The organism is Spongiibacter sp. (genome assembly GCF_041602295.1).
Classification (GTDB): domain Bacteria; phylum Pseudomonadota; class Gammaproteobacteria; order Pseudomonadales; family Spongiibacteraceae; genus Spongiibacter.
On record NZ_JBFIGO010000005.1, the window covers coordinates 70,475 to 80,384 of the forward strand.

General features: G+C 58.0%; 11 protein-coding genes, 1 tRNA gene and 1 pseudogene. 9 read left to right on the forward strand and 4 right to left on the reverse strand.

The window, feature by feature from the left end:
- Window positions 1–2: 2 nt before the first annotated feature.
- Together rpmF and ABYM29_RS02040 are read right to left on the reverse strand one after the other, a co-directional pair.
- A complete protein-coding gene (gene rpmF / locus ABYM29_RS02035; protein WP_022957239.1) occupies window positions 3–182 on the reverse strand; it encodes a 50S ribosomal protein L32 in 180 nt (59 codons plus the stop codon).
- A 21-nt stretch (window positions 183–203) separates the two neighbouring features.
- Window positions 204–731 carry a YceD family protein gene (locus ABYM29_RS02040; RefSeq protein ID WP_372861485.1) on the reverse strand — a complete coding sequence of 176 codons (528 nt, stop codon included), beginning with the start codon at window positions 729–731 and terminating at the stop codon, window positions 204–206.
- Window positions 732–935: 204 nt separating this feature from the next.
- Between ABYM29_RS02040 and ABYM29_RS02045 the strand changes: the two genes are divergently transcribed.
- A complete protein-coding gene (locus ABYM29_RS02045; RefSeq protein ID WP_372861488.1) occupies window positions 936–1,526 on the forward strand; it encodes a nucleoside triphosphate pyrophosphatase in 591 nt (196 codons plus the stop codon).
- Here ABYM29_RS02045 and ABYM29_RS02050 read toward each other — a convergent pair.
- Window positions 1,523–2,170 carry an HAD family hydrolase gene (locus ABYM29_RS02050; RefSeq protein ID WP_372861490.1) on the reverse strand — a complete coding sequence of 216 codons (648 nt, stop codon included), beginning with the start codon at window positions 2,168–2,170 and terminating at the stop codon, window positions 1,523–1,525. The genes ABYM29_RS02045 and ABYM29_RS02050 overlap by 4 nt on opposite strands.
- Before the next feature lie 5 nt (window positions 2,171–2,175).
- Window positions 2,176–3,123, reverse strand: coding sequence for a 23S rRNA pseudouridine(955/2504/2580) synthase RluC (gene rluC / locus ABYM29_RS02055; RefSeq protein ID WP_372861493.1), 948 nt, complete (start codon window positions 3,121–3,123; stop codon window positions 2,176–2,178).
- A 518-nt stretch (window positions 3,124–3,641) separates the two neighbouring features.
- Between rluC and rne the strand changes: the two genes are divergently transcribed.
- The 8 genes and pseudogenes from rne to ABYM29_RS02095 all read left to right on the forward strand — a co-directional run.
- Window positions 3,642–6,659 carry a ribonuclease E gene (rne, locus tag ABYM29_RS02060; RefSeq protein WP_372861495.1) on the forward strand — a complete coding sequence of 1,006 codons (3,018 nt, stop codon included), beginning with the start codon at window positions 3,642–3,644 and terminating at the stop codon, window positions 6,657–6,659.
- Window positions 6,660–6,798: 139 nt separating this feature from the next.
- Window positions 6,799–6,886: transfer RNA gene (locus ABYM29_RS02065), tRNA-Ser, on the forward strand.
- Window positions 6,887–7,052: 166 nt separating this feature from the next.
- Window positions 7,053–7,724 carry a Bax inhibitor-1/YccA family protein gene (locus ABYM29_RS02070; protein ID WP_372861497.1) on the forward strand — a complete coding sequence of 224 codons (672 nt, stop codon included), beginning with the start codon at window positions 7,053–7,055 and terminating at the stop codon, window positions 7,722–7,724.
- 42 nt (window positions 7,725–7,766) lie between these two features.
- Window positions 7,767–8,111, forward strand: coding sequence for a DsrE/DsrF/TusD sulfur relay family protein (locus ABYM29_RS02075; protein WP_372861500.1), 345 nt, complete (start codon window positions 7,767–7,769; stop codon window positions 8,109–8,111).
- 3 nt (window positions 8,112–8,114) lie between these two features.
- Window positions 8,115–8,402, forward strand: a complete 288-nt coding sequence (locus ABYM29_RS02080) for a hypothetical protein (RefSeq protein WP_372861502.1) — start codon at window positions 8,115–8,117, stop codon at window positions 8,400–8,402.
- On the forward strand, window positions 8,399–8,644 hold the full coding sequence (locus ABYM29_RS02085) for a hypothetical protein (RefSeq protein WP_372861503.1): 246 nt from the start codon (window positions 8,399–8,401) through the stop codon (window positions 8,642–8,644). Before ABYM29_RS02080 ends, ABYM29_RS02085 begins: the two co-directional genes overlap by 4 nt.
- Before the next feature lie 63 nt (window positions 8,645–8,707).
- A complete protein-coding gene (locus ABYM29_RS02090) occupies window positions 8,708–9,688 on the forward strand; it encodes a glycosyl transferase family protein (RefSeq protein WP_372861504.1) in 981 nt (326 codons plus the stop codon).
- A gap of 21 nt (window positions 9,689–9,709) precedes the next feature.
- Window positions 9,710–9,910, forward strand: a pseudogene (locus ABYM29_RS02095) (tRNA (uridine(54)-C5)-methyltransferase TrmA); the annotation flags it as partial.

Below are 9,910 nucleotides of genomic sequence, written 5' to 3' on the forward strand. Positions count from 1 at the left end.
TGTTAGTCGTCTTTACCGGCGACTACTTTACGGCCACGGAAGAAACCGTCAGCAGTAACGTTATGGCGCAGATGCTTTTCACCGCTAGTCTGGTCTACTGACAGCGCTGCGCTGGACAGTGCATCGTGAGACCGACGCATGCCGCGACGAGAACGGGTCTTTTTGCTTTTCTGAACAGCCATGGCTCAACAATTCCTCTTTACTTAATCTCGGGGCTTTAATGACCCCAGCACAGAAAACGGCGAATCACCCTTTTCTTCACTTCCGGCGCCTTCCGGCGCGGGGTAATCTACTGGCGCAGCAGTTTTACAATCACTCTTGTCGTGGTAGTTAACAAAGGGCGTGCTGACAATCAGCTCATCCTGCAATAACTCGTCGAGCTCCAATAATTCCTCCCCGAGAATCACCGGGTCCAGTGATTTCGGCAAAGCCTTGGCCTGCTCTTCAGTCCAGACAATTGCTAGCGCAAATTCCGCCACAACTTCAATGGGCATTGGCTGCAAACAGCGCTCACAGCTAACGTTCACCGCGGCACTCGCCTTCCCATCTATTCGGTAAAACCCTTGCTCATCGCGGTACAACTGAATATCGGCCAACACTTCACCAACATCAGACGCGAGTCCCGAAGCAAAGCGCGGCAGCTCGCTGACGCTTACAATCGCACTTATTTCTGCAGCACTGACACAGAGTTTCCTCGCATCGAGCTGCTTGGGCAGGGGCTGTCTTTGCATAAGCGCGCAATCATAGGGATTTGCCTGCCTGATGTCAAAACAAAATGCCGTATTTTTAGGCGCTTAGCAGCCCCCTTGACGACAGTTCCGGGCAGCGTGATATTTTCGACCGCCACACACCAGGAGCCGGCAAAAAAACACCGGCACATTACCGCGCTCACGCGCTTTTGCTACAGTACAGCCAACACCACCCCAGGACCCACCATGCCCACTCGCAAGCCCACCATTATCCTCGCATCCTCGTCACCCTATCGCCGAGAACTACTCAGCCGCATCGGCATAGCAGCCCAATGCCACGCCCCCGACATCGACGAAACCCCCTTCGACAACGAAGCGCCAGCGGCCCTAGCCGCCCGGCTGGCAATCGCCAAAGCCCAACACATTGCCCGACACCACAGCAATGCCCTGATTATTGGCAGCGACCAAGTTGCCGAACTCGATGGCCAGCCACTCGGCAAACCGGGCAGCCGGGCTCGCGCCATTGCACAACTGCAGGCCTGTTCAGGCAAAACCCTGGTCTTTCACAGTGGACTCTGCCTTATTAATAGCAACAATCAGCGACAACAACACTGCGTCGAACGCTTTGCCGCCAGCTTCCGGACCCTCAGCCAGCAGCAAATACAGCGCTACGTTGATCGCGAACCCGCCCTAGATTGCGCAGGCAGCTTCAAAATGGAGGGCCTGGGCATCAGTTTATTTCGCAGCCTGAACGGCCGTGACCCCAACAGCCTAATCGGCCTGCCCCTCATCAGGCTTATCGACTTTCTAGAGGCAGAAAACTACCCAATCCCCTAGCGCTGCAGGCGAGCAATCTCGCCGTGCAGCTCGTCAAAACAATCGATAACAGCCAGCGGCTCCCAGCGACGCAGGCGATCGGGGTGATGCACCCCATAGCTAACACCTATAGATGGAATAGCAAAACGCGAGGCCATCTCCAGATCGTACTCGGTATCCCCCACCATCACAGCCTCTGCGGGCGACACCCGCAACTCTTCACAAAGCTCACGCAACATCAAGGGGTCCGGCTTAGAGGCCGTCTCATCGGCACAGCGGCTCGCCGCAAACAACCCCGCCTCTGGCAAATGCGAGAACACCCGATTTAAGCCCTTGCGGCTCTTGCCCGTCGCCACACACAAAGTATGGCCGTCGCCATGCAGCCGCCTGAGCCCCTCTGCCACACCGGCAAAAAAAGCACAGGGCCGCCTATCCGCCTCAACAAAGCAGCGCGCATAGGCATCGCGTATCGCCAACACCTCTAAGCGCCCGCACTCCGGATACAAGGTGGCGATAGCAAGAACCAACTCCAAGCCAATAATATCGCGGATATCCGCCGCCGACCTGGGGGCAACACCACAGGCCTGCGCCGCCTGCTGCATACAGGAAACAATCTTGTCAGACGAATCCAGCAAGGTTCCATCCCAGTCAAATATTATCACCATATCAATTACTTAGCCTTGCCATCTAAAACCAACTGCAACTCATCAGGCAGCGGCGCCTGCACCGATATCCGCCGCCCTTCCAACTCAAAGGACAGCGAGTGCGCATGCAAAAACAAGCGCCGCAAACCGCGCTCTCGAAATCGCCGATTCAAATCGTCATCACCGTATTTGTCATCGCCCAATATCGGATGGCCCGCATACTGGCAGTGCACGCGAATCTGGTGAGTCCGCCCAGTAATGGGCCTAGCCTCCACCAGGCTTGCGCCGTCAATGCGCTGTAACAACTGATACTCCGTCAGCGACACCTTACCCTCCAATCCCGCACGCACCATGCGCTCACCAGACTGCAGGACATTTTTCTGCAGGCGCACATTCACCTGCTGCTTACGCGCCGGCCAACTGCCCGCCACCAGCGCCAAATAACGCTTATCAACCGCATGCTTTTTCTGAAGAAGATCATGCAATCCCTTGAGAACTGAACGTTTTTTTGAAATCATAACGCAGCCAGAGGTATCCCGGTCCAGGCGGTGCACCAACTCCAAATGCCGCTGCTCCGGATATAGCTGACGCAGTGACTCAATCAACCCCAGCGACACCCCACTGCCGCCGTGCACCGCCAGCCCCGACGGCTTATTCACCACCATCAACCCCTTATCCTCATAGAGAATCGCATCGCGAATCCGCACACCCAGCGACTCAGATACCGACGGCACCTCGCGCTGGGATACACGCACCGGCGGAATCCGCAACACGTCGCCAGCCAGCAACTTATACGCAGGCTTTGCCCGGGCCTTGTTTACCCTGACCTCACCGCGCCGCAATATGTTATAAATCTTTGACTTAGGGACACCTTTTAACTCCCTCATCAAGAAATTATCGAGCCGCTGCCCGGCAAAATCCTCAGAGACCGTCACAAAGCGCACGGTGGGATTGATCAATCCGTCTGAACTCACGTAAAACCTCGGTAAATCATTGAGACAGCTACTGAATCCTGTTATATTCGCCCGGTAGCCGTTGGGACCGGTTCCCGCCACAGCAGGGCTGTGTTGCAAGGGAAAACCGCCGACTGCCTACAGACTGGGGCAGACATCGCCAAGAGATTTGGCAGCGCCTCACCACGTGAACAAGCAGTGTACCGGCGGCATTCTAGCGTAGTGCCGGTACATAAAACATTGTGCTGCTGAGATTTGCCGGCACCGCAGATGTGATAGAACTCTGTAAGAGCGACGTACAAACAGACGTTACCGATATTCGGCGCTTATACCCCGCGCCTTGCGTATTAGACGAACGACGACCAGCGCGAAACCGTCGCGCCGAGTAGACAGCGGCGAAGAACATGCCGCACACAATGAGAACGCTGGCCGCACACGGCCCCGGCGCCCATAAGGCCCAATCGACTCATTGCAACGCTTATAGATGCTCAATCACATGAGCGGCCAGACAAATCCCAGCTTTCGGGATTTTATAGCTCATGAAAAGAATGTTAATTAACGCAACTCAGCCAGAAGAGTTGCGCGTTGCCCTCGTAGACGGGCAGCGGCTCTACGATCTGGATATTGAAAACCGCACTCGCGTGCAGAAAAAAGCCAACGTATACAAAGGCAAAATCACCCGCGTCGAACCCAGCCTCGAAGCTGCCTTCGTCGACTTTGGTGCCGAGCGCCACGGCTTCCTCCCCCTTAAAGAGATCTCCAAAGAATATTTTTACCGCAACCCGTCGGACGTTTCGGGCCGCGCCAAAATCAAAGATTTGGTCAAAGAAGGCACCGAAGTCATCGTTCAGGTCGAAAAGGAAGAGCGCGGCAACAAAGGTGCTGCCCTGACCACCTTTATCAGCCTCGCCGGCCGCTACATGGTGCTGATGCCCAACAACCCCCGCGCCGGCGGCATCTCTCGCCGCATTGAAGGCGACGAGCGCGCCGCCCTTCGCGACGCCCTCAACAGCATCAACATTCCCGACAGCATGGGCGTAATTGTGCGCACCGCAGGCATAGGCCGCAGCTCAGAAGAGCTGCAGTGGGACCTCGACTACCTACTCCACCTCTGGTCTGCCATCCAGCAGGCTGGCGAGGAGCGCAAGGCACCGGTACTGATCCTTCAGGAAAGCAACGTCATCATCCGCGCGATTCGCGACTATCTGCGCGACGACATTGACCAGGTCCTGATCGACTCGGAAGATTCCTACAACGAAGCCATGCACTTCGTTGAACAGGTAATGCCACACTTCAAAAACAAGGTGCGCTTCTACCAAGATCAGGTGCCGCTGTTTAACCGCTACCAAATCGAATCACAGATCGAATCCGCCTTCCAGCGCGAAGTGCAGCTGCCCAGCGGCGGCTCGATTGTTATCGACCCCACAGAAGCCCTGGTATCTATCGACATCAACTCCGCACGGGCCACCAAAGGCGGCGATATCGAAGAAACGGCACTGCAAACCAACCTCGAAGCCGCCGACGAAATCGCCCGCCAACTGCGCCTGCGCGACATCGGCGGCCTGATTGTGGTCGATTTTATCGACATGATGGCCGCCAAAAACCAACGCGAAGTGGAAAATCGTGTCCGCGACGCCATGGCCAGCGACCGCGCCCGCATCCAAACCGGTCGCATCTCACGCTTTGGCCTGCTCGAAATGTCTCGCCAGCGACTGCGCCCCTCCCTGGGTGAAACCAGCGCCAAAGTCTGCCCTCGCTGCAGCGGCCAAGGCACCATCCGCGACACCAAGTCCCTGGCCCTGTCTATTCTGCGTCTGGTAGAGGAAGAGGCTAACAAAGAGAAAAGCGCCGAGATCCGCGCCATTGTGCCGGTCAATGTCGGTTCTTACCTGCTAAACGAAAAGCGCACCGTTATCTATGCCATCGAACAACGGAGCAGCGTGCGGGTAGTGGTAATACCCGCCCCCCACCTGGACACACCGCATTTTGAGGTCGTGCGCCTGCGGGAAAGCGATATTGAAGGCGATGCCGAAGTCAGCTACAAAATTGCGGCAGAGGTCGAAAGCGAAGACGAGCTGAGCAAAACCGAGACAGCCAGCGCCGCGCCGGCCCCTGCTGCCGTTGTTCGCACCCTGGCCCCCAAAACGCCTGCCCCCGCTCCCGCTCCCACCCCGGAGCCCAGCAACAAAGAAAAAACCGTGCAGAGCGAAAGCAGCGAACCCGGCTTCTTTAGCAAACTCGGCAAGGGCATCGTCGCCCTGTTCAAAAGCGAAGAGCCCGAACCCGAGCCGCAGCCCGAACCACGCCGCCCAGCTAGCCGCAGCCGCAACACCGGTAACAATGGCAATCGCAGTAATCGCGGCGGCCAAAACCGCAACCGCAATCGCAATCGTCGCCCCAACGAGCAACGCGGCCGGACCGGGCAAAGCGACGCCAACACGGCTAACGAGCAAGACAGCGACAAGCGCGAACAACGCGGAGATAACCGTGAAAAACGCGGCGACGAGCGCAAGGATAACCGCGAAAAACGCAGCGAAGAACGCAGCGACAACCGCAATGCGGATCGTCGTGGCGGACGCGGCCGCAACCGCAATGAACGCGGCGGCAGTGATAAAGCAGCAGCAGAGCAACAAAGTAAAAACACCAGCCAGCAGCCCGAAACCACTACCGAGAGCAGCGACGGCAATGACAACAGCAACCGTCCCCGCCGCCGCGGCAACCGCCGTCCGCGCGGCCCCCAAGAGCGCAAACGCAGTGCAGTACCGGTAGACAGCCTGCCCGAGGAGGCGCGCAACAGCATTATTAGCGACGACGCCGGTCAAGCACCAAGCGCGAGCGACAATGCCGCGACAGCGACAAGTGCTGACAAGGCGACAGAGACCCCTCAGAGCAAGCCATCACCCGACTCAATGGCCGACGCTGTCGCAACTGAAGCGAAAAAACAGGATCTCGACACAGCACCAGCAAACGACGCAGCAATCAGCACTGCAGGCCCCATCGACAGCACCACAGGCGCTGAAGTCGAGCCCGCAGCCGCAGTTGAAGCCGAGCCCGCAGCCGAAGCCGAGCCCGCAGTTAAAGCCGAGCCCGCAGCCGAAGCCGAGCCCGCAGTTGAAGCCAAGCCTGTCACCCAGGAGACTGCCGAAGCCACGCCCCCGCAGCCGGAGCAAGCGAGCCCCGCCGCCGACGAGCCAGAGGCCAAGCAGCCCAGCGAAGCTAACACTGCATCGCAAACCCCTGTCGACGCCACGGCCCCCAGCACTGCCGCCAAACAAGAGCAGCCCGAGGCTGCCGCAACAGTAGCGAGTGCAACTGCAGATGCGCCGGCAAAACAGCAGGGCGGCAAGACGGCCAAAGCACCTAGTACCACGACCAGCCCCGTGGCCAAACCCCAGGGCAGAGCGGCCAACGACCCCCGGGTTGCCCCCCGGCCCGTTGAAAGCGTGAATATCACTACCGCCCAACCGCAGCCGCCGGCGCTGGATCCGAGTGTCATGGCCCAACCCGACCCCAGTCGGCCCAAGTTGCCGCGCGCCGCCAACGACCCGCGCAACTAAAGCGGTAAGAAAATACTCAAGCCCGGCAGCCGCCGGGCTTTTTTTGGCTAAATTTTAGCCACACCCAACTGATTTATAAGTCTTTTTTAGAAAGGCGCTTGTTTCAAAAACAAACCTAGGTATAATCTCGGGCTTCCGCGGAGGGGTGGCTGAGTGGTCGAAAGCACCGGTCTTGAAAACCGGCGACGGGCGACCGTCCCAGGGTTCGAATCCCTGCCCCTCCGCCATTCTTTCCTCCCTGCCCGACCTTGAAATACTCCCCAGCAACCACCATTTATTCCCTGTGACACGCTCAATGGCGTATATCGCGAAATACTGTCGTTTCAAGTTTCCAAACGCTGCGCCAGTGCGTATCATCAGTTGAGAAGTTGCTTTTTACACACGGAGTAAATCATGCAAGACAAAGCTGTTTTTCAGTCAACTACTGCAACAGCCCCCGCCGTTGAAGTCAGCAAAGTGCTGCGCAATACCTATATGCTGCTGGGGCTAACCCTGCTTAATAGCGCGCTATTTTCGGGTTTGGCGATGGCCATGGAAATTGGCCGAGGCGCCGCTCTCGGACTGTCCCTAGGCGGTTTGGTGATGCTGTTTGTCGTCAATGCTACCGCCAACTCAGGCAAGGGCCTGGTAGCAACCTTTGTCTTCACCGCACTGATGGGCGCCGCACTAGGCCCCATGCTCAACGCCTATCTTTCGCTACCCAATGGCCCGCAATTAGTTATGCAGGCACTGGGCGGTACGGCGCTGGTATTTTTTGGTCTGTCAGCCTATGCGCTCACCACGCGTAAAGACTTCTCCTTCCTGGGTGGCTTTTTAATGGTCGGCCTGCTGGTCGTTGTTGTCGCCGGTATCGCTAACATCTTTTTCCAGGTTCCCGCGGTCTCACTGGCCATCTCCGCAGCGGCGGTATTTATCATGTCGGGCCTGATCCTGTTTGATACCAGCCGTATCATTCACGGCGGCGAGACCAATTACATCCGCGCCACCGTCGCGCTGTACCTGGATATCTACAACCTTTTCGTTCACTTGCTGCACCTGCTGGGTGTATTCAGCGCTGACGATTAATCCTTTCTCCCCCGTCTATGACGGGGGAAACCCGCTCTCGCCATGCGTTTCGCCATTATGCTTAGCGGCCCTGCCGGGCAAGCCAGCCACCAGCACGCACTGAAATTTTGTCAGGCCGCCATTTCCGCCGGACACCAACTCCTGTGCGTGTTTTTTATCGGTGACGCGGTAAAAAGCGGCGCGACTGTAAGCCCAGCTGCCGCCGAACAACTGCGCTGGCAACAGCTTGCCAGCACCGCCGATGTAGAACTGACCCTGTGCAGTGGCAGTGCCAGTCATTGCGCTATAGGCACAGAGCAACTCGCCGACCACTTTGCCTTGGGCGGCCTCGGACTTTGGCAAGACGCAATCAGCCAAGCCGACCGCTGCCTGCGCTTTGGAAACTAAGCGATGCTCATCCTGATCAGCCAGGCCCCGGCACTCAAACACGCCTGCGACATCGCACTGACCACCCTGGTATTCGGTGGCCAGGCCGAAATAGTGCTTTGGCCCCAAGCCCAGCGGGCACTGCTGACATCGCCCGCGCTGTGCCAGCAGCTACAGGAATTTGGCATCAGCGCCTTGCATTGCCTGAATGCAGCGCGGCAACACCGCAAGCAACAGCTGGATTTTCTCCCGCTAAGCGAAACCGAGCTATCCAGGATGATCGACAGCAGCGCACAGGTACTCAGCTTTTGAGCCGCCTGCATATTCTCCAAACTAGCGACAGCTTGCAGCGCGCCCTGCCCTGCATCGCCCCCGGCGACACGCTCATTTTTTTTCCTGAGGCCCTGGCTGCCAGCGCAAGCGACACACCGCGACACGATGTTATTCAATACCGCTTAGACGACGGCAGCGGCAAGAGCTCAACACTGCCGAGCATCGACTATTCCCGCTTTGTTAGCCTGTGCAGCGAACACAGCCACTGTCTTAGCTGGTAAAATCTCTGCTATTAGCACGGCACCCTAGGTGCCTCAATCGCCTTCCCGTTATATAGGGCCACCATGACAGAACACCCCTTCGCAAAATATGTGCGCATTCTCGGCAAAGGCAAATCCGGCTCGCGCTCGCTGGAGTTAGATGAAGCCCGTAATGCCATGGGCATGATTCTAAGCGGTGAAGTTGAAGACGTGCAGCTAGGCGCCTTTTTGATGCTGCTGCGGGTAAAAGAAGAGAGCCCGGAAGAACTGGCCGGTTTTGTACTCGCGGTACGCGACCACCTAGATGCCCCCAGCCTAAACGTGGACCTGGACTGGGCAAGCTACGCCGGCAAGCGCCGGCAGCAGGCCTGGTACTTACTGGCCGCCCTGGCACTGGCCGATAGCGGCCTAAAGGTTGTTATGCACGGCGCCGCCGGCCACACCGCGGAGCGCGTTTACAGCGAGGCATTACTACGTGAACTCGGCGAGCCCATCGCCCAGCAGTGGTCAGATTGCCAATCCGCACTGGCGCAGCGCAACTTTTGCTACCTGCCCCTGCCGCTGATATCGCCAGCGCTGCAGCGCATGATTGATTTGCGCCAGCAATTCGGCCTGCGTTCTCCAGTGCACAGTCTCACCCGCTTAATTAATCCCTTTGCCGCTGACTATTCCATGCAAAGCATTTTCCACCCCGCCTATGCCGACAGCCACCAACGTGCGGCAGCACTGCTGGGCCAAGCCCATGCCGCCGTTTTCAAGGGAGAAGCCGGGGAAGCCGAACGCAAGCCTGAAGCGCTGTGCAAAGTGAAATACGTACACGATGGCGAACTCAGCGAGCAGCAATGGCCCAAGTTACTCGACGGCCGCCAGCCCTGGCAAAGTGAACTCAGCAGCGATGCCCTGCGGCGCGCCTGGCGTCATGACGAACTTGACGACTACGGCCGCCACGCCATTGTCGGCAGTATTGCCATCGCCTTACAACTGCGCGATGCCAGCCTAGATTGCGACACGGCAATGACATCCGCCCGCGAGCTTTGGGCAGACCGCCGCCGCGACCGCCTATAAAGAATCGAGTACTGCCAAACCATGAGCCACACTATTCAAGCCCACGATTACGATGCCCTGCTAGCTGACAAAGCCCAACGCTGTCGTCAGCTCTTTGCGGAGCTGGCACTGCCCTCACCGCAGGTTTTCACCTCGGCACCCGAGCACTACCGGATGCGAGCCGAATTCCGGATTTGGCACGACGGCGACGAGCTGTACTACGCCATGTTCGACCCCGCCGCC

Coding starts and splice junctions, on each gene's coding strand:
- rpmF (WP_022957239.1), bottom strand. CDS start 182: ATGGCTGTTCAGAAAAGCAAAAAGACCCGTTCTCGTCGCGGCATGCGT.
- ABYM29_RS02040 (WP_372861485.1), bottom strand. CDS start 731: ATGCAAAGACAGCCCCTGCCCAAGCAGCTCGATGCGAGGAAACTCTGT.
- ABYM29_RS02045 (WP_372861488.1), top strand. CDS start 936: ATGCCCACTCGCAAGCCCACCATTATCCTCGCATCCTCGTCACCCTAT.
- ABYM29_RS02050 (WP_372861490.1), bottom strand. CDS start 2,170: ATGGTGATAATATTTGACTGGGATGGAACCTTGCTGGATTCGTCTGAC.
- rne (WP_372861495.1), top strand. CDS start 3,642: ATGAAAAGAATGTTAATTAACGCAACTCAGCCAGAAGAGTTGCGCGTT.
- ABYM29_RS02070 (WP_372861497.1), top strand. CDS start 7,053: ATGCAAGACAAAGCTGTTTTTCAGTCAACTACTGCAACAGCCCCCGCC.
- ABYM29_RS02075 (WP_372861500.1), top strand. CDS start 7,767: ATGCGTTTCGCCATTATGCTTAGCGGCCCTGCCGGGCAAGCCAGCCAC.
- ABYM29_RS02080 (WP_372861502.1), top strand. CDS start 8,115: ATGCTCATCCTGATCAGCCAGGCCCCGGCACTCAAACACGCCTGCGAC.
- ABYM29_RS02090 (WP_372861504.1), top strand. CDS start 8,708: ATGACAGAACACCCCTTCGCAAAATATGTGCGCATTCTCGGCAAAGGC.